Source organism: Nocardioides sp. 503 (assembly GCF_004522095.1).
In the GTDB taxonomy this organism is placed as follows: domain Bacteria; phylum Actinomycetota; class Actinomycetes; order Propionibacteriales; family Nocardioidaceae; genus Nocardioides.
In genome coordinates, this window is sequence record NZ_SPUI01000003.1 from 93,944 (window position 1) to 117,056 (window position 23,113).

A 23,113-nucleotide genomic window follows, 5' to 3' on the forward strand; every position below is an offset into this window, starting at 1 on the left:
GGACGCCTCCGAGAGACCGCCCACCAGGAGGACGTCATTCCCACCCCGATCAAGCCCGCGAGCTGGACCTACGCCGAGTCCTTCGTCCCCGAGGACGAGGTGCTCGCCGCCGCTCGGGCGCGCGCCGAGGAGGTCGGCGTGACGCCGATCGGCTCCGGCGGCGGAGCCGCCCTGCGCTTCCTCGCCTCGGCCATCGACGCCCGTGCCGTCGTCGAGATCGGCACCGGCACCGGGGTCTCCGGCGTGTGGCTCCTGCGCGGGATGCGCTCCGACGGGGTGCTCACCAGCGTCGACATCGAGGCCGAGCACCAGCGCCTGGCCCGCGAGACCTTCACCGAGGCCGGCATCGCCAGCCAGCGCGTCCGCACGATCGCCGGCGCCGCCCTCGACGTGCTCCCCCGACTCACCGACGGCCACTACGACCTGGTGTTCTGCGACGGCGACAAGGCCGAGTACGCCGCCTACCTCACCGAGGCGCTGCGGCTGCTGCGCCCCGGCGGCGTCGTCGTGTTCGACAACGCCCTGTGGCACGACAAGGTGGCCGACCCGGCCCAGCGCGACGAGGAGACGGTCACGATCCGCGACCTCGGCCGCGCCGTCATCGAGCACGAGGGCCTGGTCTCGGTCCTGCTCCCCGTCGGCGACGGCCTGCTCGTCGCCAAGAAGGAATGGCTCGCAGAGACCGACTGACCGAGGAACGAGGTCGGTCGGTCTGATGGTGGTCGAGCGGCGACCGCGACCGAGGGACGAGGTCGCGACGGAGCCTGTCGAGACCTGAGTCCGGGCGCGGAGCGAGTTCCGGCGCCTAGCGCGGGGTGGCCTCGAACCCGTCCCAGCCCTCGGCGACGGCGACGACGTCGCACTCCTCGACGAGCACCGGGAGGCTGCCGATGATCTGGGTGCCGGGAGCATCGGCGACGCCGGCGACGAACTCGTCCTGGAAGGCGGCGCGGGCCTCGTCGGTGGCGAAGACGTAGGACCCCTCGAACCACTCGCCCTCGCGCACGCGCCAGGTCTTGAAGCGCAGGCCGGACATGCCGGTGAAGCGGGCGTGGGAGGTCTCGGCGACGAAGTCGCGCAGCCGGTCGACGACGCCGTCGGGGGCGCCGACGAGCGACCAGCGGATCGTCAGCCCCCTCATCGCACGCCTGCCAGCGGGTCCTCCCGGCCGAGCCAGGCGAGCAGCGCACGGGCACCGAAGCCGGTCGGCCCCTTGGTCCACTCGTGGCGGTCCTCCGGGGCGTCGCCCACGGACGCGATGTCCAGGTGCGCCCAGGGGACGCCGCCGACGAAGTGCTGCAGGAAGAGCGCGGCGGTGATCGCACCCGCCCCGCCCGGCGCGTTGTCGGCGTCGGCGACCTTGGAGGCCAGCTTGTCCTCGTAGCCCGCGTAGAGCGGGAATCGCCACAGCGGCTCCCCCGCCTGCTCGCCGGACTCGGCGAGAGCGGTGGCGAGCGCGTCGTCGTTGGCGAAGTAGCCGCCGACGGTCTGGCCGAGCGCGACCTTCATGGCGCCGGTGAGCGTGGCGACGTCGACGATCGCGGCCGGCGAGAGCTGCTCGACGGCGTAGGCCAGGGCGTCGGCCAGGACGAGGCGGCCCTCGGCGTCGGTGTTGGTGACCTCGCTGGTGCGTCCGCCGTAGTGGCGCACGACGTCGCCGGGGCGCATCGCGTTGCCCGAGACGGCGTTCTCCGCGGCGGCGACGAGGCCGACGACGCGGACCGGGCAGCCGACCTCGGCGAGCGCAGCCATGGTGGCGAGCACGACGGCGCCGCCGGTCATGTCGCGCTTCATGTTGACCATGGCCTCGCCGGGCTTGATCGAGAGGCCGCCGGTGTCGAAGGTGATGCCCTTGCCGACGAGGACGACGGTCGGGGTGCGGCGGTTGGCCTTGCGGGGGGCGTAGTCGAGGCGGATCAGTCGCGGCGGGGTGGCCGAGGCCTGACCGACGCCCACGATGCCGCCGAAGCCTCCGGCCTGCAGCTCGCGCTCGTCCCAGACGCGGATGTCGAGCCCGGCCGCGCCGGCGATCTCGCGGGCCTGGTCGGCGAGCCACTCGGGGTTCTTCAGGTTGGAGGGCACCGTGGCGAGGGTGCGGGCGCGCCAGCCGGCGCCACCGGCGGCGAGGGCGCGCGCCAGGGTGGCGCGCTGGGCGGCGCTCTCGTCGAGGTCGGCCAGCACCACGCGGGGCACGGGCACGGACTCCGGCGGGGTCGAGCGCCAGTGGAAGGCGAACGAGCCGAGCATGGCGCCCACGACGAACGCCTCGAGGCCGGCCTCGGGGTCGAGCGCGGCGATCGTGGTGGCCACGGCGTTGCGGTCGTGGGCGGCCCGGGCCAGCGCCGCCCCGGCGCGCCGGAGGTCGACGGGCCGCTGCGCGCCGACGCCGACGAGCAGGACGAGCCGCAGGCTGGTGTTGTCGGGGGCGCCGGCAGGCACGGGGAGCTCCACGACCTCGCCTGCGGCACCGGTCGCGCGGCCGGCCTCCAGCACGCCGACCAGGTCCAGGCCCAGCGCCTCGCCGAGCTCCGCGCCGCCGGGTCCGAGGAGCACCGCCCCGCCGGCGTCGTCGGCCGGCAGGACCGGCAGCGCGACGACGTCGACACCCAGGATCACGTGAGGCCGGAGCCCGCTGATCGCGAACTCCGGCGGTGAGACCTGGCTGGGGAAGGACAGCACGGTGGACGTGTCGGTCACCCGACGACGTTCTTGAGTGCCTCGCCCAGGGCTCCTGCCTCCTCGGCGTTGAGCTCGACCACGAGTCGGCCACCGCCTTCGAGGGGGACGCGCATCACGATGCCGCGCCCTTCCTTGGTCACCTCGAGCGGACCGTCACCCGTCCGCGGCTTCATTGCCGCCATGCGGCACCTCGTTCCTGTTCCCGATCCAAGAGCAGTCAGGGGACCCCCGTGCTCGCTACGCGTGAACCATTATCCCCTATCCCCCGGGTGACCGGGACCACAGGCCCGCATGACCGGCGCCCGCGTGCCTCGCCGTGGCCCGCGCGACCGCCCGGCGGCGCGCTCGTCGACACCACGGACGACCCGGGTCGCCGCCCTCGTGCGCCCGGCACCCGGCTGACAGACTGCGGCCATGACGACCTCCCCTGACTCCGCGGTCCGGCTCGAGCTGAGCGACGGCGTCGCGACGATCACCCTGAACCGTCCCGACGCGATGAACAGCCTCGACGTGGCCACCAAGGTGCTGCTCCTCGAGACGGTGCGGCACGTGGCGGAGGACCCGGCCGCACGCTGCGTCGTCCTCACGGGCACCGGCCGCGCCTTCTGCACCGGCCAGGACCTCAAGGAGCACATCCAGCTGCTCCGCAACGGCGGCAGCGACCAGCTCTTCAGCACCGTCGACGACCACTACAACCCGATCGTCACCGCGCTCGCCGGGATGGAGAAGCCCGTCGTCGCCGCGGTCAACGGCGTCGCCGCAGGGGCCGGCGCCAGCCTGGCCTTCGCCTGCGACCTGCGCATCGTGGCCGACACGGCCGGCTTCAACCTCGCCTTCGCCAACGTCGCGCTCTCGTGCGACACCGGCGCCAGCTACCACCTGCCCCAGCTCGTGGGCCGCGCCAAGGCCATCGAGCTGCTCTACTTCCCGCGCACCATCAAGGCCGACGAGGCGCTCGAGCTGGGCCTGGCCACCACGGTGGTGCCGGCCGACGAGCTCGCCGCCGAGGTCGCCGCCCTGGCGGCCCGCCTGGCCGCCGGCCCCACGGTCGCGCTCGGCGCCATGCGGCAGTCGGTCGCCTACGCCTCGGGCCACACCTTCGAGGAGTCCGTCGCCTTCGAGAGCGCGATGATGCAGCGCACCGGCGCCACCAGTGACCACGCGGCCGCCGTGGCGGCGTTCGTGGCCAAGGAGAAGCCGGTCTTCGAGGGTCGCTAGCGCGAGGGCGGGGCCGGGTCGACCGCGATCGGGACGCGGCGCCGCGCCCCGAAGACCGACAGCACCTGCCGGGGCGCGACGCGCGACATCGTGCGTAGCGACGGGTGGGCGCCGTACTCCACCGTGAGCGCGGCGCCGGCGAACCGTCGGTTGAACCAGCCGGTCATCGTGCCGTGGCAGACGCCGCCGCAGGTCAGGGCGCGACGCGGGAGGTCGAGCTTGCGCGCGACCCGGCGCGCGAACGCCGGCTTCTTGGTATCGGTGTCGACGGCGTAGAGGGGCTGGTGGAAGCTCAGGACGCGGTCGGGGCGGACCGTGCGCAGGAACCTCATCACCGCGCGGGTCTCCGGCTCGGAGCGGGGCTTGGGCCCCGACTCGTAGTTGCCGTCCAGGTCGGCCCACCGGTAGGGGAAGTTGCGGTTGAGGTCGACACCGTGGGCGTTCTTGCGGGTGCCGCGTGCGAGCCCGTCGGGGTTGTAGGTCGGGATCACCCACAGGTCGACGCCGATGATCGGGGCGCCGTCGCGCAGCGACTCCAGGATCCGGCGGGTGGCGGGCTCGTTGCCGTGCATCGTGGCGATGAGCACGACCTTCTTCACGCGGGGCGCGCCGGGCTCGCCGAGGTGCCAGGCCATGATCCGGCGCCCTCGGACGGACTTCCCGATGACCCGCTTGCCGACCACGGCGGGGCGGGCGGCCGGCGGGGCGGCCTCGGCGGAGACGGTCCTCACCGCCTGAGCCGGGACCGCGCCCCCGGAGCCGGGCGTGCCGGCCAGCAGGGCGGCCACGAGGCCGGCACCGCCCAGCAGGGCTGCCGCGCGGCGCACTCAGACCACGCTCGCGAGGTAGGCGTGGGTGAAGACCGCGACCCCGGCGGCCATGCCGACGTGGGCGAGCACCGACAGCCCCGGCCCCTCGGACCAGGAGTCCTCCGTGCCGCCGGCCGCGTGCCGGCCACGGGTGGGCAGCCACCGCACCAGGATGAGCAGGCCGGCGAGCGCGACCAGCCACCACAGCGCCAGGGCGGCGATGCCGACGAGGTTCTCGGTGTCCTCGCTGAACGAGCCACCGCCGAGGAGGAAGACCAGCCAGACCACGAGGGCCAGCACGCCCGAGACCGTGTGCAGGCCCAGCAGCGCACGACCGACGTGGACCCGGCCCGCGCCCCCCTCGTCGCGCCCCAGCCGCAGGCGCGTCAGCACGACGACCAGGGCCGCCAGGGCGGTCAGGACGTAGACGATGATCTCCTCGGTCGACACCCTCGGCAGTGTGCCCTAACGCGCCTGGTCGTCGCCACGAGCCTCGCGGTCGGGCTCGTGCGCCGCGGACGCCTCCCGCTCAACGGCGAGCCGGTCCAGCAGCGCGTCGACCTCCGACATGCGGTAGCCGCGGAAGGCGAGGGAGAAGCGCACGCTGCGCAGGTCGCGCGCCTCGATCGGGCGGTCGGCGGGGACCAGCGCGTCGGGGCGGTCGTCGTAGACCTCCGACATCGGGGTGCCGCGACCCGCGGCCAGCATGGCCACGCCGCCCATCGCCAGGACGATGAGCACCGCGAAGAGCCACATCATCGCGCCGCCCTCGCCGCCGTCATCAGCGCGACCGCCTCGTCGACGTCGTCGGTGAGGACGAGCCGGTCGAGGTCGGCCTGGGCGATCTTGCCGTCCTCCAGGACGGTGTCGCGCAACCACGCGATCAGCCCGGACCAGTACGCCGTACCGATGAGGACCACCGGGAAGGCGGAGACCTTCTGGGTCTGCACCAGCGTCAGCGCCTCGAACAGCTCGTCGAGGGTGCCGAGCCCGCCGGGAAGCACGACGAAGCCCTGGGTGTACTTGACGAACATGGTCTTGCGGACGAAGAAGTAGCGGAAGTTGATGCCGACGTCGACCCACTCGTTGAGGCCGGACTCGAAGGGCAGCTCGATGCCGAGGCCGACGCTGAGCCCGCCGGCCTCGCTCGCCCCCTTGTTGGCCGCCTCCATGGCGCCGGGACCGCCGCCGGTCATCACCGCGAAGCCCTCCTCGACCAGGCGGCGACCCACCTGCTCGCCCACGGCGTACGACGGGTGGTCGACCGGGGTGCGCGCGGAGCCGAACACGCAGATCGCGGGTCCGAGCTCGGCCAGGGTCCCGAAGCCCTCGACGAACTCGGCCTGGATGCGCAGCACCCGCCACGGGTCGGCGTGCACCCAGTCGGCGGCGCCGCGCGAGTCGAGCAGGCGCTGGTCGGTGGTGGTGCCGTCGACCTGGTCGCGGCGCTGCATCACCGGGCCCTTCATCTTGAACCTCACGACGCTCCCCCCAGCCAGGCGGTGAGCACGCGGGCGCAGCTGCGGATCTGCTCGACGGGCACGTACTCCTCCTGCTTGTGAGCCAGCATCGGGTCACCGGGCCCGAAGTTGACGGCGGGCACGCCGAGGGCGGTGAAGCGGGCCACGTCGGTCCAGCCGAACTTGGGGTTGACCTCGCCGCCGACCGCCTCGATGAACGCCTTGGCCGCCGGCCGGTCGAGGCCGGGCAGGGCACCGGGAGCCGTGTCGGTCAGCGTCACCTCGAAGCCGTCGAAGAACTCGCGGACGAAGGCCTCGGCCTCCGCCTCCGAACGGTCGGGGGCGAAGCGGAAGTTGACCTCGACGACGCACTCGTCGGGCAGCACGTTGCCCGCGACGCCGCCGCGCACGAAGACCGCGTTGAGCCCCTCGTGGTACTCCAGCCCGTCGATGACGGGCCGGCGCGCCTCGTAGGCGTTGAGCCGGGCCAGCACCTCGGCCGCCTTGTGGATGGCGTTGACGCCCTTCCAGCTGCGTGCGGAGTGCGCGCGCTCGCCCGTCGTACGGACCTCGACGCGCAGCGTGCCCTGACAGCCGGCCTCGACCACGGCGTCGGAGGGCTCCATCAGGATCGCGAAGTCGGCGGCCAGGAGCTCCGGGGCGCTCTGGCCGAGCAGGTGGAGGCCGTTGAACTCCGAGTCGATCTCCTCGCACTCGTAGAGCACGAAGGTGAGGTCGCGGTTGGGCTGCGTGACGGTCGCGGCCAGCTGCAGGATGACCGCGTCGCCGCCCTTCATGTCGCAGGTCCCCAGCCCGTGCAGCAGCCCGGTGGTCTCGTCCAGACGGCTGGGCAGGTTGGCGTTGAGCGGCACGGTGTCGAGGTGGCCGGCGATCACCACCCGCTCGTCGAGCCCCAGGTCGGTGCGTGCGACGACGGTGTTGCCGTGCCGGGTGACGCTCAGGTGCGCCAGCGGCGACAGCGCCGCCTCCACCACGTCGGCGATGGCCCGTTCGTCCTTGCTCACCGACTCGATGTCCACGAGCTGCTGGGTGAGGGTCACGACGTCGCCGGTCAGGTCGAGCTGCATGGCGTCAGTCAACCAGCCGGCGCTGCAGGGATCCTCGGCCGACCTGCGCGACTTCCCTGAAACTGGAACACGTTCTAATGTTCGGGCATGCGCAACGGCCTCGTCCTCTTCACCTCCGACCGCGGCATCCGTCCGGCCACCCTCGGCGCCGCCGCGGAGGAGCGGGGGTTCGACACCTTCTACGTGCCCGAGCACACCCACATCCCCGTCAAGCGGCAGGCCGCGCACCCGGGCACCGGCGACGAGACGCTGCCCGACGACCGCTACCTGCGCACCCTGGACCCCTGGGTGTCGCTCGCGACGGTGGCCCAGGCGACCTCGCGGATCCGACTGTCCACGGCGGTCGCCCTGCCGGTCGAGTCCGACCCGATCACGCTGGCCAAGCAGATCGCCACGCTGGACCACCTCTCCGGCGGCCGCGTCGACATCGGCGCCGGCTTCGGGTGGAACACCGACGAGCTCGCCGACCACCACGTCCCCGCCGCCAAGCGACGCACCGTCCTGCGGGAGTACGTCGAGGCGATGCGCGCGCTGTGGACGCAGGAGGAGGCGTCGTACGACGGCGAGTACGTGTCGTTCGGACCCTCCTGGGCCTATCCCAAGCCGGCCGCCCACATCCCGCTGATCATCGGCGCCGGCGGCGGACCCAAGACCTTCGCCTGGATCGCCGCGAACGCCGACGGCTGGATGACGACCCCCACCCAGCAGGACATCTCCGGCCAGATCGAAGCGCTGAAGACCGCCTGGGCCGAGGCCGGCCGCGAGGGCTCGCCCGAGATCCGGATCCTGATCGCCTTCCGGCCCGGCCCCGCGGACCTGGCGGCCTGGGCCGAGCAGGGCGCCACCGAGCTCATCTGGGGCGTGCCCGACAAGGCGGAGGCCGAGGTGCTGGGCTCGCTCGACCGCCTCGCCGGGCGGCTCGGGCTGGGCTGACCCCCAGACCCCCGGCGCCGGGAGGTTGAGGGATCACCCCTCATGCCACCGGGCGCGGGGACGAGGAGTCTTTCGGCACCGGCCGCGACGGAGCGGCCCCAGCCAAAGGACAGATCCCATGCTCCGCAACATCCGGGCCCTCCCCGCCGCGCTCCTCGTCGCCGTCGTCCTGCTGGTCGCCGTCGCCGGCGGCGCCACCGCCGCCAAGATGATCACCGGCAAGCAGATCAAGAACGGCACCGTCACCAGCGCCGACCTCAAGAACAACAACGTCTCCGGCAGCGACCTCAAGAACGGCAGCGTGTCCAGCGCCGACCTCGCCAACGGCGGGGTCGCCCTCGCCGACCTGTCACCCCAGGCCCGCACCTCGCTGAAGTCCGACTCCCAGGACGGTCTGCTCCTCGCGGTCCCCACCTGCAACGACAACACCCTGGTGACCTGCGAGAACCTCCTGACCGTCCCGGTGGTGCCGGGCACGCAGCTGGTCACCGCGAGCGGCGACCTCGACAACCTGGACGCCGACAACGCCATCAACAACACCTGCGGCCTGGTCCAGGGTGGCGTGCTGCTGAACGTGACGCGGTTCGTGCTGACGCCCAACTTCCAGCCCGGGGAGGTCGAGAACTTCACCCTCCAGCAGGTGATCACGGTCCCCGACGCCTCGCAGCCGGTGCACCTGCGCTGCAGCGAGGGCGACGACGACTCCCTGCGCCTGGTCCGCCCCCGCCTGACCTCGATCAAGGTCAGCTGACCGCAGCACGACGCCCCTCGGCCCGCCCCTCCTCGGGGCGGGCCGTGGGCGTCTCCGAGGGTCCCCACCCGCGCCCACCGATCGCCACCCCCACCGCACCCCCAGGTGCCCCCAGACCCGAACTTGGGGGTCCGACCCTCATGCCCCGGGGGTGCCGGACCGAGCAGTCTTCTCGACAACGGCCGCAACGGAGCGGCCACCCATTCCACCCGAAGGAAAGACCATGCTGCGCAACATCCGGGCCCTCCCCGCCGCCCTCCTCGTCGCCGTCGTCCTGCTCGTCGCCGTCGCCGGCGGCGCCACCGCCGCCAAGATGATCACCGGCAAGCAGATCAAGAACGGCACCGTCACCACCAAGGACGTCAAGAACAACAACCTCACCGGCAAGGACGTCCGCGACGGCACCCTGGCCGGCGGTGACGTCAAGGACAACAGCCTCACCGGCGCCGACGTCGCCAACGGCAGCGTCAGCGCCGCCGACCTGGCCGCCGACGCCAAGAACGAGGTGCGCTTCGTCGACGGCGCCGACGTGAGCCTCCCGACCTGCACGGACACCGGCCTGGGCGACTGCTTCCCGATCGCCGCCGTGAGCCTCACCAAGGGCACCTGGCTGGTGACGGCCACGGCCACCCTCAACAACACCCTCGGGGTCAAGCCCTCGGAGCTGAACCGTTGCGGCCTCGCGGGTGTCACCACCCTGTTCGCCGAGGCGCAGACCCCGCTGGCCGCCGAGGGCACGCCGGGCGAGTCGGAGACGATCGCCTTCACCCACGTGGTCAACTCGGCCACCTCGACCGGCGTCGCCCTGAAGTGCACGGAGATGGCCGGCGAGAACCTGCAGGTCAACAGCCCCACGCTGACCGCGGTGAAGATCAGCTGATCGTGCTCACGCGCTGACGTTTCACCAAGGTATGTCCCTGAAGCGTCACTTCCCTCGGGTTGTACACCGAGGGAAGTGACGCTTTTCCTGCATACCTTGGGGAAACGCCGCGGCTAGGCCTTGGCCACCGTCACGACCGGCTCGCCGTCGGGCCCGCCCTCGACGACGTACGACGTCGCGAGGGTCTCGCTGGTGATCAGCTGCTCGTGGGTGCGGGCCGCGGCCTGCACCTCGGCGGAGCCGGCCACGGTCAGCGCGATCCGGTCCGAGACGTCGAGGCCGGCGTCGCGGCGGGCCTGCTGGACCGCGCGGACCAGGTCGCGGGCCAGGCCCTCGGCGGCGAGCTCCGGCGTGACGCCGGTGTCGAGGACGACGAAGCCGCCGCCGGGGAGCACCCCGGTCGCGGTGTCCGCGTCCGCCGAGCCGGCCACGGTGTCGAGGGTGAACTCCCCCGCCACCAGCTCCAGGCCGCCCGACGTGATGGTGCCGTCCTCGGCCACCGACCAGTCGCCGGACTTGGAGCCCTTGATCGCACGCTGGACGTCCTTGCCGAGGCGCGGGCCGGCGGCCCGCGCGTTGACGGTCAGCCGCCGCTCCACGCCGTACGACGCCGCCTCGGACGAGTCGGCCGCCAGCAGGCGCACCTGCTTGACGTTGACCTCGTCGGCGACGATGCCCTCGAAGCCGGCGAGGGCGGCGGGGTCGTCGACGACGACGGTCAGCGTGGCCAGCGGCAGCCGGTTGCGCAGGCTGCCGGCCTTGCGCAGCGCGGAGGTCGCCGAGCAGACCTCGCGCACCTGGTCCATGGCGGCCACGAGCGCGTCGTCGGCGGGAAGCGCGGAGGCGTCGGGCCAGTCGGCGAGGTGCACCGAGCGCTCGCCGGTGAGGCCGCGCCAGACCTCCTCGGTGGTCAGCGGCAGCAGCGGGGCGGTGACCCGGCAGACGACCTCGAGCACGGTGTAGAGCGTGTCGAAGGCCTCGGTGCTGTCACCCCAGAAGCGGTCGCGGGAGCGCCGGATGTACCAGTTGGTGAGCACGTCGAGGAAGGACCGCGTCGAGTCGCAGGCGTCCGCCACGGCGTAGTCGTCCATCTGCTGGGTCATCTGCTCGACGTACTGGCGGCACTTGGCCAGCAGGTAGCGGTCGAGCGGGTCCGTGGACGACGTCGACCACTGGGCGTCGTGACCCTGCCCGCCCCCCGCGGCGTTGGCGTACATCTGGAAGAAGTACCAGCTGTTCCACAGGGGGATCATCACCTGGCGCACCGAGTCGCGGATGCCCTGCTCGGTGACGATGAGGTTGCCCCCGCGCAGGATCGGCGAGGACATGAGGAACCACCGCATCGCGTCGGCGCCGTCGCGGTCGAAGACCTCGCTGACGTCGGGGTAGTTGCGCAGCGACTTCGACATCTTGTTGCCGTCGGAGCCCAGGACGATGCCGTGGCTGATGCAGGAGCTGAACGCCGGCCGGTCGAAGATCGCCGTCGCCAGCACGTGCAGCGTGTAGAACCAGCCGCGCGTCTGGCCGATGTACTCCACGATGAAGTCGCCGGGGAAGTGGTGCTCGAACCACTCGGCGTTCTCGAACGGGTAGTGCACCTGCGCGAAGCTCATCGACCCCGAGTCGAACCACACGTCGAGGACGTCCGCCACGCGGCGCATCATCGACTTGCCCGTGGGGTCGTCGGGGTTGGGGCGCACGAGCTCGTCGACGTAGGGCCGGTGCAGGTCGGGCACCCCGTCGCCCTTGCCGGGCAGCCGTCCGAAGTCGCGCTCGATCTCCTCGAACGACCCGTAGACGTCCAGGCGCGGGTACGCCGGGTCGTCGCTCTTCCACACGGGGACAGGCGATCCCCAGAAGCGGTTGCGCGTGATCGACCAGTCGCGGGCGTTCTCCAGCCACTTGCCGAACTGCCCGTCCTGGATGTGGTCGGGCACCCAGCGGATCTCCTGGTTGAGCTCGAGCATCCGCTGCTTGACCGCGGTCACCTCGACGAACCACGACGAGACGCCCTTGTAGATCAGGGGCTCGCGGCAGCGCCAGCAGTGCGGGTAGGAGTGGTCGTAGGTCTCGCGGCGCAGCAGCACCGTGCCGGGGCTGACCGCGCCGGTCGCTCCCTCGCCACCGGTCGCGGCCTTGAGGTGGTCGATGATCTGCAGGTTGGCGTCGAAGACCAGCAGGCCCTCGTAGTCGACGACGGGGAAGGTGAACTTCCCGTCCTTGCCGACCGGCATGACGGCCTCGATGCCCTCACGGTCGGTGACCACCTTGTCGTCCTCACCGAAGGCGCCCGCGGTGTGCACGAGCCCGGTGCCGTCGGTGGTCGTGACGAACTCCGCCGGCACCACGCGGAAGGCGTTGTCGTGCCCGGCGTAGTAGCTGAACGGCGGCGTGTAGGTGAGGCCGACGAGGTCCTCGCCCTTGCCCCGCCAGGTGACCTCGGGGTGCTCGCCCAGCTCGCGCGCGTACGACGCCACGCGGGCCTCGGCCAGCAGGTAGCGCGTGCCCTCCACCTCGACGACGACGTAGTCGATGTCGGCGCCGACCATGACCGCGAGGTTGGACGGCAGCGTCCACGGCGTCGTCGTCCAGATGAGCAGCTTGACGCCCTGGAAGCTGTACCCGTTGACAGGGCTCGGGGTGGTGACGTCGTAGCCGACGGTGACGGCCGGGTCCTGGCGGTTCTGGTAGACGTCGTCGTCCATGCGCAGCTCGTGGTTGGACAGCGGTGTCTCGTCGTTCCAGCAGTAGGGCAGCACCCGGAAGCCCTCGTAGATGAGGCCCTTCTCGTGCAGCTGCTTGAACGCCCACATGACCGACTCCATGTAGTCGGGGTTCATGGTGCGGTAGTCGTGGTCGAAGTCGACCCAGCGCGCCTGACGGGTGACGTACTCGCGCCACTCGCCGGTGTACTTCATCACCGACTCGCGGCACGCCTCGTTGAACTTGTCGATGCCCATCGCGACGATCTCGTCGGTCGTCTTGATGCCGTTGAGGCGCATCGCCTCGAGCTCGGCCGGAAGCCCGTGGGTGTCCCACCCGAAGCGGCGCTCGACCTTGCGCCCGCGCATCGTCTGGTAGCGCGGGATCAGGTCCTTGACGTAGCCGGTCAGCAGGTGGCCGTAGTGCGGCAGCCCGTTGGCGAACGGCGGCCCGTCGTAGAAGACGAACTCGTTGGCGCCGTCCTGGCCGGCGTCACGCTGGTCGATGCTGGCCTGGAAGGTGCCGTCGGCGTCCCAGTAGGAGAGGACCCGCTCCTCGATCGCGGGGAACCTCGGGCTCGACGGCACGCCGGTGCCGTCGGTCGAGCTGGAGACCTTGGGGTACGTCATGGGTGCGCTCCTGCGGTACGTCGTCAACTCCGGACGAGGACGACATGTGCCGCGGTACCACCTCGATTGCCCCTGACGGGACCACTCTTGTCGAAGGCTCTGACGGGCCCACCCGTCCGGTTCTACTGGGCAGACCCCGAACCCGCTGGTCAAGAGTCTGCTGTTCTTCCGGAGGCTCGCCGCTGATGACGGCTCGAACGCCTGTGCCCCCACGGTATCCCCCGGTGCCGGGCGCCGACCAATCGGTTACGGCTGCTGCTTGACCAGGTGGAGCAGCCAGTCGCCACCGGTGTGGATCAACGCGTAGCGGCGTACCCCCGCGGTGCCGTGCAGGTCGAAGACGAACCGCCGCTCGTTGCGGTCGACCAGCTCCCACCAGCCGTGGTCGGCGATCGACTTGTGCTCGTCGGTGTACGTCGCGTGCTCGAGGTCGTGGTCGGGCACCGCCACCGCGAGCCGGTCGTGCCGGCTGTCGGTCGGCAGGCCCTTGGGCACCGCCCAGGAGCGCAGCGTCCCCTCCTCCTCCAGCCGGAGGTCGAAGTGGTGGCGCGGCTGCTGGTGCTCGTGGAGCACCCACACCGGTCGCGACATGGCGTCATCCTCCCGCAGCCGCCCGGCTCGGCCTTTGCCTGCCCTTGACGTCCGGTTGGCGCGCCCTTAGCGGCGCCTGGCCGAGGTTGGTCACGTACTCGGCACCACCGTGCCACCCGCCGACCCAGGAGGTCCCATGTCGACCCGCCGCACCCGCCTCACCGCAGCACTCCTCGCCGCCCCTCTCGCCCTCGCGCTGGTCGCCTGCGGCGACGACGACGCGGACACCGAGACCCGCTCCGACGACGCGCCCGCCTCCAGCTCCAGCTCCTCCGTCCCCGCGGACCAGACCCCGCAGGACGACCAGGCGAGCGCCCCGGCCCAGGGTGCCGGCGGCACCGACGGCCTGCTGGCCGCCGCCACGACCGCCCTCGCTGAGGTGCCGGGCGCCACGGTCTTCTCCGTCGACGCCGAGCCGACCGGCTGGGAGGTCACCCTCGTGGCGGCCGACGGCACCGAGAGCGAGGTGGCCGTCGGCGCCGACGGGGCCGTGGCGCGCGGGCCCGTCACCGACTCAGACGACACCGGCGCGGACGAGGCCGACGACGTCGCCGAGCGCCGCCGGCTGCTCGCCGACGCCACCGTCGACTACCGGGCCGCCGTGGCCGCCGCCGAGAAGTCCAGCCCCGGGACCCCGGTCAGCGGTGCTGACCTGGACCTCGACGCCGGCCGCGCCGCCTGGGACGTCCAGCTCGGTGAGGACACCCCCGACGAGCAGACCGTCACCGTCGACGCCGCCACCGGCGAGGTGCTCGGCACCCAGCGCGACGACTGAGGCGCCTACGGTGTGCCCGTGAGGTCTCGCGGTCCCCGGCTCCTGCGCTGGCTGCTGTGGCTCACCTGCCTGCTCGTGGCCTGCTACGGGCTGTGGCTGCTGGCGCGGACCGGGTCCCAGGACTCCTACGACCGACCGATCTGGACGCTGCTGGCCGCCGACGCCGCGATGGGGCTCGTGCTCTTCGTGTCGCCGGACTGCCTGGACCCTCGCCGGTTCCCGTCGCGGCTGTCGGCCGCCGTCGTCCCGGCCGGCAGCGCGCTGCTCATCCAGCTGCTGGTGGGGTTCCTGCTGTTCCCGGCGACCCTCGTCGAGGGGCAGGACCCCGACCGCTCCTGGTACGGCGTCGTCGCCCTGCTCGTCCTGGCCCTCGGACTCGGCGCGTTCCTGCTCGCCGTCCTGGTGTTCGCCCTGGTGATCGGCCCGATCGGCACCATCGCCGTGCGCTCGCGGGCGGCGGTCCGCGGCCAGCCGGACGCACGGTACGCCGTCCTTCTCAGCGCGATGCTCCTGCTGATCGTGACCCTGGCGGTCTGCCTCGTGACCATCGACCCGGTCGGCGGTCGCAGCGGCCTCGTCACCCGCGGCGTGCTGCTGCTGCTCGGCGTCAGCGAGCCCGCCGAGGGTCGCTATGCCGTGGCCTGGGTCGGGCGCGCCGCGCTCGCGGCACTGGTGGCGGTCGGGGTCCTGAACGTGCGGGCCCGGCGCCGGCTCAAGGCCACCGGCGTCGACCCGGACGCGCCGCCGACGTAGAGGCCCTGGCGCTCCTCAGCTCCTCAGCGACCCACTCGCCTCGCGGTGAACGCGTCGACCGCGACGCAGCCGTGGGGCCCGTAGTGGGCGAAGCGCGCACTCACGACCCGGCCGCGCACGGCGCGCAGCCGCAGGTGGCTGGTGTGACGGGCGGTCCGCCTCTCGCTGTCCACGATGCCGTTGCCCGGGATATCGGTGCGGGGGAAGCCGTAGCGGGTCGTCGAGTGGCTGAGGTCGTAGGGGGACGTGCCGCACGTGGTCCTCGTGAGGGCGCGGAACCCGGCGATCCTGGGAGTGGCGCCGTCGGTGATGCGGAAGTCGATGCGTCCGTCGGCGGTCGTGTAGCGACCCGGGGCCGGAGGCGCAGGCGGCCCCACCGCGCGCGTCGCGAGCGAGCGTCTCAGTGGCGCGGTGTGGGGCCCCGTGGCCACCAGCCTGAGAGGTCCGGACCGCTCCCCCAGGCGCTTGACCTTGATCCGGGCGGTGGCGTCGCCGGTCGGCCCGGCTCGGGTGATGCTCACCGGTCTCACCCGGAGGCCACGCCCCGAGCCGGTGACCCGCAGCCCGTCGGCATCGGCCGTGGCGCCGTTGACGACGGGCACGGTGACCATGGTCCAGACCCCGCGGACCAGGGGCAGCCGCGTGACCGGGCGGCCCAGCTGCTGCGGCCTCCCGATCCGCGGCGCCGCGTCATGGACGTCGGCGAGGTCACCGGACAGCACGGAGTGGACGGGACCCTCCTTCGTCCGGAGGCTGACGACGGCGCAGCTGAAGTACTCGAGGTAGTACTGGCTCCCGGAGGCGTCCATGCTGATCGTCCGACCGAACCGGGTGAATCCCTCCCGCATCCTCCCCGCCGTGGGGCTCAGGAGGGTCAGACCGTCGCTGCCCCCCAGGCACCTCTCGCCGTCCCTGAACCCGAAGGTCACCAGCAGCTCGATGACCGGGCTCTCGCTCGGCACCGCGTCGAGCACGATGGTGGCGCTGACGCGCTTTCGCCGGACGTCCACGCGCACGCTCGCCGCCGTGAGGCGTCGGTCGTCCGTGCCGGTGTACTCGGGCGGGCGGGTGGTCAGCTCACCCACCTTCGCGTCGGGGAACTCCGGGGCCGCCGCGGCACCGGAGTCCCCTGCCGCGACCAGGAGGCCGGCGACGAGGGCGAGGCCGGGGAGCAGGACGGTGGCACGCATGGGGGGCTCCTCGTGGACGACGTCTTCCGAACCTAGACCCGAACGGCGCGGATGGGCACCCCCTCGAGGTCGCCCCTAGGCTGGGCGCGTGAGTGACGCGACGACTGCCCACGGCCACGGCCTCGCCACCCTCGACGCGGACGGCGCCGTCCTCGACGTGTGGTTCCCCTCCCCGGCGCTCGGCGACGCCGACGGTGCTGGGGCGCCGGCCTCGCTGACGGCGCTCGAGGGCGCCGACGACGCCCGCGGCGTACGGCGCGAGGTGCGCCTGGTCGAGATCGCCGACCTGGCCGCCGCGCCGGTGTCCACCGAGGACGTCTGGCTCCGCCTCCACCTGCTGTCGACGCGCCTGGTGGCACCGCACTCGGTCTCGCTGGACGGCATCTTCGGCCTGCTCACCAACGTGGTGTGGACCTCCGCCGGCCCGTGCGCCGTGGCGGGCTTCGAGGAGACCCGGGCGCGACTGCGCGCGACGGGCCAGCACGTCACCGTCTTCGGCATCGACAAGTTCCCGCGTCTGGTCGACTACGTGATCCCCTCGGGCGTCCGCATCGCCGACGCCGACCGGGTCCGCCTCGGCGCTCACCTGGCGGAGGGCACCACCGTGATGCACGAGGGGTTCGTCAACTACAACGCCGGCACGCTCGGCGCGTCCATGGTCGAGGGCCGCATCTCGGCCGGCGTCGTCGTGGGCGACGGGTCCGACGTCGGCGGCGGCGCCTCGATCATGGGCACCCTGTCGGGGGGCGGCAAGCAGGTCATCTCGATCGGCGAGCGCTGCCTGCTGGGCGCCAACGCCGGGCTGGGCATCTCGCTCGGCGACGACTGCGTCGTGGAGGCCGGCTGCTACGTCACGGCCGGCACCAAGGTCACCATGAAGGACATCGACGGCAAGCCGAAGGTCGTCAAGGCGCTCGAGCTCTCCGGCGCCAGCAACGTGCTCTTCCGCCGCAACTCGGTCACCGGCGCCATCGAGGCCGTCCCGTGGCACGGCGACGGCATCGTCCTCAACGCCGACCTGCACGCCAACTGACGGCGCGCAGTCCCGTGAGTTTCACCGGGTACCCGGTGAAACTCACGCTTCCGGTAGGAAACTTCATGCCGGAAGCGTGAGTTTCTCGACGGGAGTGCGGTCGACGTCGGCGCCGCCTCACCCCGAGGGGTTGGTGGACCCCGGACAATGGGGCCCATGGGACGAGGTGCGGCGGTCGTGGGGCTCGCGGCGGTGGGCGTAGTCGCCGCCGTCGGCTACGGCGTGCTGCACGACAGCGACCCGCTCGGGATCGGCGGGTCGGCCGACACCTGCACCGCGACCGTCGACGGGCACACGGTCGAGCTCGAGGTCGAGCAGGCCGAGAACGCCGCGCTGATCACCGCCATCTCCGTGCGCCGCGGCCTGCCCGCGCGCGCCGCGTCGATCGCCCTGGCCACGGCCTACCAGGAGTCCGACCTCTACAACCTCGACTACGGCGACCGTGACTCCGTGGGCCTGTTCCAGCAGCGGCCCTCCCAAGGCTGGGGCACCGTGGAGGAGATCCTCGACCCCGTCTACTCCGCCAACGCCTTCTACGACGGGCTCGTCGAGGTCGACGGCTACCAGCAGCTGGAGATCACCGAGGCCGCCCAGGAGGTGCAGCGCTCCGGCTTCCCGGGCGCCTACGCCGACCACGAGGCCGACGCCCGCGCGCTCGCCTCCGCCCTGACCGGCAACTCACGCCGGGCGTTCACCTGCGACATCGACGACGACAGCGACCCCACCGACCCCGCGCTGCTGGAGACCGGGCTCACGGCCCGCGCCGACAACGTCCGGGAGGAGGTCGAGGGCGTCTTCGGGGACGTCCCGCTCGGCGGCTTCGCCCCCGGGGGCGTGCGCGACGGTCACATGAAGGGCTCCACGCACTACGACGGCCGGGCCGTCGACATCTTCGTACGGCCGATCAGCCCTGACAACAAGAAGCGGGGGTGGGCGATCGCGGGCTACCTCGTCGCGCAGGCGCAGCGGCTCGACGTCCAGACCGTCATCTTCGACGACCGGATCTGGCGGGCCGGCTCCGACGCGGGCTGGCGCGACTACGACCCGCCGTCGAGCAACGGGGACCGCAAGATCCTCGAGCACCGCGACCACGTGCACGTCGACGTCTTCGACTAGGTGCCCCTCGCGGGCGAGGGTCAGGTCAACCGGGACACAGCGGCAGCGACGCGCTCGTCGGTCGCGGTGAACGCCACCCGCACGTGCCGCGACCCGGCGGCGCCGTAGAACGCGCCGGGCGCGACCAGGATGCCGCGCTCGGCCAGCCAGGAGACGGTGTCCCAGCAGTCCTCGTCACCCGCTTCCGTCTCACGCCGTGCCCAGAGGTAGAGCGACGCCTCGGAGTGGTCGATGCGGAAGCCCGCGCCCTCGAGGGCTGCGCGCAGCGAGGCCCGGCGGGCGGCGTAGCGCGCGTGCTGCTCGGCCACGTGCTCGTCGTCGTCGAGGGCGGCGGCCATCGCCCGCTGCTGGGGCCCGGGCATCATCAGCCCGAGGTTCTTGCGTACGGCGAGCAGCTCACCGACGAGCGCGGGGTCACCGGCCACGAACGCGCAGCGGTAGCCCGCGAGGTTGGAGCGCTTGGACAGCGAGTGGACGGCCAGGATGCCCTCGGTCGAGCCGCCGCACACGTCGGGGTGCAGCACCGAGACCGGCGTGGTCTCCCACGCGCACTCCAGGTAGCACTCGTCGGAGACCAGGATCGTGCCGCGTTGGCGGCACCAGTCGACGACCTTGCGCAGGTGCTCGACGGGCAGCACGCGCCCGGAGGGGTTGGACGGGGAGTTGAGCCACAGCAGCGCCGGCACCTCGGGTCCCAGCGACGTCAGCGAGTCGGTGGCGACCGCGCGGGCGCCGGCAAGCGCCGCGCCGACCTCGTAGGTCGGGTAGGCCAGCTCGGGGTGGACGATCAGGTCCCCGGCGCCGATGCCCAGGTGCACCGGCATCGAGCCGATGAGCTCCTTGGAGCCGACGACGGGCAGGACCTGGTCGAGCCCGAGCCCGGTCACGCCGTGGCGGCGCTCGAGCCAGTCGACGCAGGCCTGCCGGGTCGCCGGCAGCCCGATGGTCGTCGGGTAGCCAGGCGAGTCCGCCGCGTCGCGCAGCGCCTGCTGGACGACCTGCGGGGTCGGGTCGACGGGGGTGCCGACCGAGAGGTCGACGAGCCCGTCAGGGTGCGCGCGCGCCCGTGCGGCGTGCTGCGTCAGGTGGTCCCACGGGAAGTCGGGGAGCCGGCTGCTGACCTGCGTCCGGAGGTGTCGGGACGGTCGCCGCGCGACCTCCTCAACCACCGGAGGTCACTCGTCGTGCTCTTGCGGAGGCAGCGCGGAGACGAGGGCGTGGTCCTTGTCGATCTCACCCATCTTGGCGGCGCCACCCGGCGAGCCGAGGTCGTCGAAGAAGCCGACGTTGGCGGTGTAGTAGTCCTTCCACTGCTCCGGCACGTCGTCCTCGTAGAAGATCGCCTCGACGGGGCAGACCGGCTCGCAGGCACCGCAGTCGACGCACTCGTCGGGGTGGATGTAGAGCATCCGCTTGCCCTCGTAGATGCAGTCGACCGGGCACTCGTCGACACAGGCACGGTCCTTGAGGTCGACACATGGCTGGGAGATGACGTAGGTCACCGGGTCCTCCTGAGGACGGTTGGTGCGGGCGTGCGAGAGCGGCTCCAGCCTAGTATCCCGTCGTGGCCGACGCGCGGGAACCCCATCATGTGGGCGAGGCCCCTGCCGACGAGCAGACGGGACGGCACACCCTCGGCCCCCACGTGGTGGGCCAGCGGATCGTGGTGCGCCGGGTGCTCCGCGGCGAGACCGGCCCCTCCGGCGGCCCGGCCCTGACCGACCTGCTCGGGGTCTGTACGGCGTGGGGCGAGGGCAGCTGCGTGGTCCAGCCCGAGGTCGGCGAGCCCGTCCGCATCCCGATCGCGGACATCGTCTCCGGCAAGCCGGTGCCGCCGCGGCCCTCGGTGCGCCAGCGCGTGCCCCCGCAAGAGGCCCAGGAGCGCGGCTTCGCGCTCTTCGCCGACCTGCGGACGCGTCCTCTCGGCGGCTGGGTCCTGCGCCACTCCCCCACGGCCACCGCCCGGCGCGCCAACTCGGTCCTGGCCTTCGAGCCGGCCGGGGTGCCCGACGCCTACGAGCAGGTCGTGGCCTACTACGCCGCCACCACGGGGCGGCCGATCGCGGCGGTGCTGCCTGACTCGGCGGAGGACGCGCTGTTCCGCGGCCACGGCTGGGTCCCCGAGAGCCACGACGCCGACACGGTCTTCCAGCTGACCTCGGTCAGCCAGGCGATGCGCGCGCTGGGCGGCGCCACCGACGCGGAGGACGACGGGGTCCGGGTCGAGCTCGAGGTCACCGGCGACCAGGCCGTCGCCGAGCTGCGGCTGGACAGCGGCGAGCGCGTCGGCGGCGGCGTGGCGGCGTACGACCGCGACTGGGTGGGCTTCCGCACCATCGAGGTGTCACCCGAGCACCGTCGCCGTGGCCTCGGCCTGCGGGTGATGGCCGAGCTGCTCGACTGGGGCGCCGAGCGCGGCGCGACGACCGCCTACCTCCAGGTCCTCGGCGACAACGCGCCGGCCCTGGCCCTCTACGCGCGGCTCGGCTTCCGCGAGCACCACCGCTACCGGTACCTGACGCCGGCAGCCACTCGCGCTCAACATCCCTGAAACAAACGTTGCGTAGCGTCCGCGCCGTGGCTGGCGGTGCGGCTCGGTCGTCCGGCTGAGTCGGCCGGTCCGGACGGCGCCGTGACCGTTCCGTGACCATGTCGTGACCGGTCATGACCTCCGCGGCCAGGCCGAGAGCGACTCCGCCGGCGCTGCCGCCGGTCCAGGTCAGCCGGTCAGCGACCGGGCTTGGGCTTCGGGGGCGGCTTGCAGATGACGGTGTCGGAGGGGGTGTAGACGGTGTGGAACTTCTCCTCGTGGTCGAGGTCGGAGGAGCCCGGCTTCTTGAAGTAGCGCCACACGTCCACCTGGAAGCCGGAGTAGCCGGTGTTGGGGTAGCAGTCCGGCGTGTTGAAGGTGCGGGTCTTCGGCGGGACCGACGCGTAGCGGCCGCTGGTCTTGGTGGTGATGTCCCAGACCTTGGTCGAGTACATCGACACGGTCACCACACCCTGGCTCCCGGACGTCGCGGGCGTGACCGAGGCCTTGACCAGCACGCCGTACGGCGTGTCGTTCTGGAAGCGCAGGTCGACGGAGCCCCACGCGACCGTGGCCTCGCGACCGACCGGGTAGCGGTCGATGTAGAAGCTGTGCGGCTTGTGCTCGATGTCCTTGAGCCCGGCGAAGAACATCGCGTTGAACGTCGTCGTCGCCATCTGGGAGACGCCGCCGCCGAGGTCCTCCTTGAAGATGCCGTTGCTGATGATGAAGCCCTCGGTGAAGCCGTTCTCGCGGGTCCGCTCCCCCACCACGTCGTTGAGGGAGAAGGTCTCGCCGGGCTTGAGCAGGGTGCCGTCCACGAGCTCGGCGGCCCGGCCGATGTTGATGTTGCGGTACTCCGCGTAGGGGTAGTTGGTCGTGAACGTCGACACGCGCTCCTTGATCTTCAGGGCGCGCGCCTCCTTGGTCGTCAGCTCGGGCTCGTCGACCGTGGCCTCGACCTTCATCTGCCGCTCGCCCTCGTCCTGGGTGACCAGGGTCAGGAACGCGTCGGTGACGTCGGCCGGCTCGTAGGTGACACCCGGCTTGGCCGGCACCACCCGTGGCTTGCCACCGACGACCTCGAACGACGCGTCGACCGGGGCGCCGGCGTCGCCGACCGCGTCGGCCACGAGCCCGGTCAGCCGGTCGGTGTCGAGCTCGGGCACCAGGACCCCGCCCTCGGCCTTCATCCCCAGCACCGGCGCGAAGTCGCGCGGCTGCAGGCGCACCGGTGACTTGCCGAACACCAGCGTCACCGGCCCGGACAGCGCCGGGTTGGCGAACTCGTCGAGCGCGGACTGCACGTCGGCCTCGTCGATGTCGGGCTCCGCGGTCGTCAGCGAGAGGTCGGCGACCTCGTCCGCGTCGTCGGAGAGGTACGCCGCCACGAGGGCCTCGCGGGCCGCCTCGGGGTCGATGGCCTCGCCCGCGACGGGGTCGGTGACCACGATCTCGCCCTTCTCGAAGGCGACGGCGCCGTCCTTGGGCTCGGACCCGAGGTCGCCCCCGAGGCGCTCGACCAGGGCGTCCATCGCGGCGTCGTCGACGTCGACGACGGCATCGAGGTCGTCGCCGCCGGTGAAGTAGTCCCAGAGCCGCTGCGGCTCCCAGCTCTGCTCGCCGCCCGCCGCGGCGACCGAGGCGTCGTAGTCGACCGACAGGCCGGCCTCCTCGGGCGTCACGGCCTCGGCGCGGTCGCCGACGGTGACGTCGATCGGGGAATCGACGCGGTCGGCCAGCCCGGCCTCGAGGGCCTGCGCGGCCTCGGCCTGAGTGCGACCGCCGATGTCGACGCCCGCGACGGTGGTGCCGCGCGGGACCTTGTCGCCGGCGACGAGGTAGGCGGCGGTGTAGCCGCCCGCCAGCAGCAGGACGAGCGCGAGGACGAGGAGGAGGACCAGCCGCCCGCCCTCGCGCTCACGGCGCGGCTCGGGCTCGGTCACGCGCTTCTCGTCCCACAGGGTCACGCCCG

At 72.4% G+C, this 23,113-nt stretch carries 24 protein-coding genes; 10 read left to right on the top strand and 14 right to left on the bottom strand.

The features are described 5' to 3' along the window. The first annotated feature begins 36 nt into the window (after positions 1-36). Positions 37-690: an O-methyltransferase gene (locus E4622_RS07720; protein ID WP_134740724.1), complete on the top strand. Its 654-nt coding sequence runs from the start codon at positions 37-39 to the stop codon at positions 688-690. 115 nt (positions 691-805) lie between these two features. On the opposite strand, the gene E4622_RS07725 is transcribed toward E4622_RS07720, so the two are convergent. From E4622_RS07725 to E4622_RS07735, 3 genes are read right to left on the bottom strand one after another with little or no spacing between them, the layout of a single operon-like run. After that, positions 806-1,141, bottom strand: a complete 336-nt coding sequence (locus E4622_RS07725; protein WP_134739581.1) for a hypothetical protein — start codon at positions 1,139-1,141, stop codon at positions 806-808. Continuing rightward, positions 1,138-2,697 (bottom strand): leucyl aminopeptidase, encoded by a 1,560-nt coding sequence (locus tag E4622_RS07730; RefSeq protein WP_134739583.1) that lies wholly within the window; start codon positions 2,695-2,697, stop codon positions 1,138-1,140. Before E4622_RS07730 ends, E4622_RS07725 begins: the two co-directional genes overlap by 4 nt. Beyond that, complete coding sequence (locus E4622_RS07735) at positions 2,694-2,861, bottom strand: DUF3117 domain-containing protein (protein ID WP_136594384.1); 168 nt, start codon at positions 2,859-2,861, stop codon at positions 2,694-2,696. Before E4622_RS07735 ends, E4622_RS07730 begins: the two co-directional genes overlap by 4 nt. 232 nt (positions 2,862-3,093) lie before the next feature. Between E4622_RS07735 and E4622_RS07740 the strand changes: the two genes are divergently transcribed. Beyond that, positions 3,094-3,897 carry an enoyl-CoA hydratase-related protein gene (locus E4622_RS07740; RefSeq protein WP_134739587.1) on the top strand — a complete coding sequence of 268 codons (804 nt, stop codon included), beginning with the start codon at positions 3,094-3,096 and terminating at the stop codon, positions 3,895-3,897. Here the strand turns inward: E4622_RS07740 and E4622_RS07745 are convergent. The 5 genes from E4622_RS07745 to dapE are packed head-to-tail and all read right to left on the bottom strand — an operon-like array spanning position 3,894 to position 7,254. After that, positions 3,894-4,724, bottom strand: a complete 831-nt coding sequence (locus tag E4622_RS07745; RefSeq protein WP_134739588.1) for a M14 family zinc carboxypeptidase — start codon at positions 4,722-4,724, stop codon at positions 3,894-3,896. The genes E4622_RS07740 and E4622_RS07745 overlap by 4 nt on opposite strands. Next, complete coding sequence (locus tag E4622_RS07750; RefSeq protein ID WP_134739590.1) at positions 4,725-5,156, bottom strand: hypothetical protein; 432 nt, start codon at positions 5,154-5,156, stop codon at positions 4,725-4,727. 15 nt (positions 5,157-5,171) lie between these two features. Next, positions 5,172-5,465, bottom strand: a complete 294-nt coding sequence (locus E4622_RS07755; protein WP_245155940.1) for a DivIVA domain-containing protein — start codon at positions 5,463-5,465, stop codon at positions 5,172-5,174. After that, entirely contained in the window at positions 5,462-6,175 is a 714-nt protein-coding gene (locus E4622_RS07760; protein WP_134740725.1) for a TIGR00730 family Rossman fold protein, read from the bottom strand. The genes E4622_RS07755 and E4622_RS07760 overlap by 4 nt, the downstream gene beginning before the upstream one ends. Before the next feature lie 8 nt (positions 6,176-6,183). After that, on the bottom strand, positions 6,184-7,254 hold the full coding sequence (gene dapE, locus E4622_RS07765; protein WP_134739592.1) for a succinyl-diaminopimelate desuccinylase: 1,071 nt from the start codon (positions 7,252-7,254) through the stop codon (positions 6,184-6,186). An 87-nt stretch (positions 7,255-7,341) separates the two neighbouring features. Here dapE and E4622_RS07770 point away from each other — a divergent pair, with 87 nt between their 5' ends. From E4622_RS07770 to E4622_RS07780, 3 genes are all read left to right on the top strand, one after another. Next, a complete protein-coding gene (locus E4622_RS07770; protein WP_134739594.1) occupies positions 7,342-8,187 on the top strand; it encodes an LLM class F420-dependent oxidoreductase in 846 nt (281 codons plus the stop codon). Between the two features lie 118 nt (positions 8,188-8,305). Then, entirely contained in the window at positions 8,306-8,938 is a 633-nt protein-coding gene (locus tag E4622_RS07775) for a hypothetical protein (protein ID WP_134739595.1), read from the top strand. A gap of 223 nt (positions 8,939-9,161) precedes the next feature. Continuing rightward, the gene (locus E4622_RS07780; protein WP_134739597.1) at positions 9,162-9,818 is read left to right on the top strand and encodes a hypothetical protein; all 657 of its coding nucleotides are present in this window, start codon (positions 9,162-9,164) and stop codon (positions 9,816-9,818) included. A gap of 113 nt (positions 9,819-9,931) precedes the next feature. Here E4622_RS07780 and ileS read toward each other — a convergent pair whose 3' ends face one another. Both ileS and E4622_RS07790 read right to left on the bottom strand, forming a co-directional pair. Then, on the bottom strand, positions 9,932-13,150 hold the full coding sequence (gene ileS / locus E4622_RS07785) for an isoleucine--tRNA ligase (RefSeq protein ID WP_134739599.1): 3,219 nt from the start codon (positions 13,148-13,150) through the stop codon (positions 9,932-9,934). A 246-nt stretch (positions 13,151-13,396) separates the two neighbouring features. Then, positions 13,397-13,741, bottom strand: coding sequence for a DNA polymerase ligase N-terminal domain-containing protein (locus E4622_RS07790; RefSeq protein ID WP_134739601.1), 345 nt, complete (start codon positions 13,739-13,741; stop codon positions 13,397-13,399). A gap of 136 nt (positions 13,742-13,877) precedes the next feature. Between E4622_RS07790 and E4622_RS07795 the strand changes: the two genes are divergently transcribed. Together E4622_RS07795 and E4622_RS07800 are read left to right on the top strand one after the other, a co-directional pair. After that, positions 13,878-14,516: a PepSY domain-containing protein gene (locus tag E4622_RS07795; protein ID WP_134739603.1), complete on the top strand. Its 639-nt coding sequence runs from the start codon at positions 13,878-13,880 to the stop codon at positions 14,514-14,516. An 18-nt stretch (positions 14,517-14,534) separates the two neighbouring features. After that, on the top strand, positions 14,535-15,269 hold the full coding sequence (locus E4622_RS07800; RefSeq protein ID WP_134739605.1) for a hypothetical protein: 735 nt from the start codon (positions 14,535-14,537) through the stop codon (positions 15,267-15,269). A gap of 23 nt (positions 15,270-15,292) precedes the next feature. Here E4622_RS07800 and E4622_RS07805 read toward each other — a convergent pair whose 3' ends face one another. Then, positions 15,293-16,459 (bottom strand): hypothetical protein, encoded by a 1,167-nt coding sequence (locus tag E4622_RS07805; RefSeq protein ID WP_134739607.1) that lies wholly within the window; start codon positions 16,457-16,459, stop codon positions 15,293-15,295. A gap of 88 nt (positions 16,460-16,547) precedes the next feature. On the opposite strand from E4622_RS07805, the gene dapD reads away from it, so the two are divergent. Together dapD and E4622_RS07815 are read left to right on the top strand one after the other, a co-directional pair. Then, a complete protein-coding gene (dapD, locus tag E4622_RS07810; protein WP_134739609.1) occupies positions 16,548-17,492 on the top strand; it encodes a 2,3,4,5-tetrahydropyridine-2,6-dicarboxylate N-succinyltransferase in 945 nt (314 codons plus the stop codon). Between the two features lie 156 nt (positions 17,493-17,648). Beyond that, positions 17,649-18,608 carry a hypothetical protein gene (locus E4622_RS07815; protein WP_134739611.1) on the top strand — a complete coding sequence of 320 codons (960 nt, stop codon included), beginning with the start codon at positions 17,649-17,651 and terminating at the stop codon, positions 18,606-18,608. Positions 18,609-18,628: 20 nt separating this feature from the next. Here E4622_RS07815 and dapC read toward each other — a convergent pair whose 3' ends face one another. Both dapC and fdxA read right to left on the bottom strand, forming a co-directional pair. After that, positions 18,629-19,777, bottom strand: coding sequence for a succinyldiaminopimelate transaminase (gene dapC / locus E4622_RS07820; protein ID WP_134739612.1), 1,149 nt, complete (start codon positions 19,775-19,777; stop codon positions 18,629-18,631). 6 nt (positions 19,778-19,783) lie between these two features. Then, positions 19,784-20,110, bottom strand: a complete 327-nt coding sequence (fdxA, locus tag E4622_RS07825) for a ferredoxin (RefSeq protein ID WP_134739614.1) — start codon at positions 20,108-20,110, stop codon at positions 19,784-19,786. A gap of 62 nt (positions 20,111-20,172) precedes the next feature. On the opposite strand from fdxA, the gene E4622_RS07830 reads away from it, so the two are divergent. Then, positions 20,173-21,159: a GNAT family N-acetyltransferase gene (locus tag E4622_RS07830; RefSeq protein ID WP_134739616.1), complete on the top strand. Its 987-nt coding sequence runs from the start codon at positions 20,173-20,175 to the stop codon at positions 21,157-21,159. Between the two features lie 176 nt (positions 21,160-21,335). Here the strand turns inward: E4622_RS07830 and E4622_RS07835 are convergent, their stop codons facing one another. After that, positions 21,336-23,108: a VanW family protein gene (locus tag E4622_RS07835; RefSeq protein WP_134739618.1), complete on the bottom strand. Its 1,773-nt coding sequence runs from the start codon at positions 23,106-23,108 to the stop codon at positions 21,336-21,338. Positions 23,109-23,113: the final 5 nt, after the last annotated feature.

Excerpts from the sequence above, each read along its gene's own strand:
- E4622_RS07725 (WP_134739581.1), bottom strand. The coding sequence starts at position 1,141 with ATGAGGGGGCTGACGATCCGCTGGTCGCTCGTCGGCGCCCCCGACGGC.
- E4622_RS07735 (WP_136594384.1), bottom strand. The coding sequence starts at position 2,861 with ATGGCGGCAATGAAGCCGCGGACGGGTGACGGTCCGCTCGAGGTGACC.
- E4622_RS07740 (WP_134739587.1), top strand. The coding sequence starts at position 3,094 with ATGACGACCTCCCCTGACTCCGCGGTCCGGCTCGAGCTGAGCGACGGC.
- E4622_RS07755 (WP_245155940.1), bottom strand. The coding sequence starts at position 5,465 with ATGATGTGGCTCTTCGCGGTGCTCATCGTCCTGGCGATGGGCGGCGTG.
- E4622_RS07760 (WP_134740725.1), bottom strand. The coding sequence starts at position 6,175 with ATGAAGGGCCCGGTGATGCAGCGCCGCGACCAGGTCGACGGCACCACC.
- dapE (WP_134739592.1), bottom strand. The coding sequence starts at position 7,254 with ATGCAGCTCGACCTGACCGGCGACGTCGTGACCCTCACCCAGCAGCTC.
- E4622_RS07770 (WP_134739594.1), top strand. The coding sequence starts at position 7,342 with ATGCGCAACGGCCTCGTCCTCTTCACCTCCGACCGCGGCATCCGTCCG.
- E4622_RS07775 (WP_134739595.1), top strand. The coding sequence starts at position 8,306 with ATGCTCCGCAACATCCGGGCCCTCCCCGCCGCGCTCCTCGTCGCCGTC.
- E4622_RS07780 (WP_134739597.1), top strand. The coding sequence starts at position 9,162 with ATGCTGCGCAACATCCGGGCCCTCCCCGCCGCCCTCCTCGTCGCCGTC.
- ileS (WP_134739599.1), bottom strand. The coding sequence starts at position 13,150 with ATGACGTACCCCAAGGTCTCCAGCTCGACCGACGGCACCGGCGTGCCG.
- E4622_RS07790 (WP_134739601.1), bottom strand. The coding sequence starts at position 13,741 with ATGTCGCGACCGGTGTGGGTGCTCCACGAGCACCAGCAGCCGCGCCAC.
- E4622_RS07795 (WP_134739603.1), top strand. The coding sequence starts at position 13,878 with ATGTCGACCCGCCGCACCCGCCTCACCGCAGCACTCCTCGCCGCCCCT.
- E4622_RS07805 (WP_134739607.1), bottom strand. The coding sequence starts at position 16,459 with ATGCGTGCCACCGTCCTGCTCCCCGGCCTCGCCCTCGTCGCCGGCCTC.
- E4622_RS07815 (WP_134739611.1), top strand. The coding sequence starts at position 17,649 with ATGGGACGAGGTGCGGCGGTCGTGGGGCTCGCGGCGGTGGGCGTAGTC.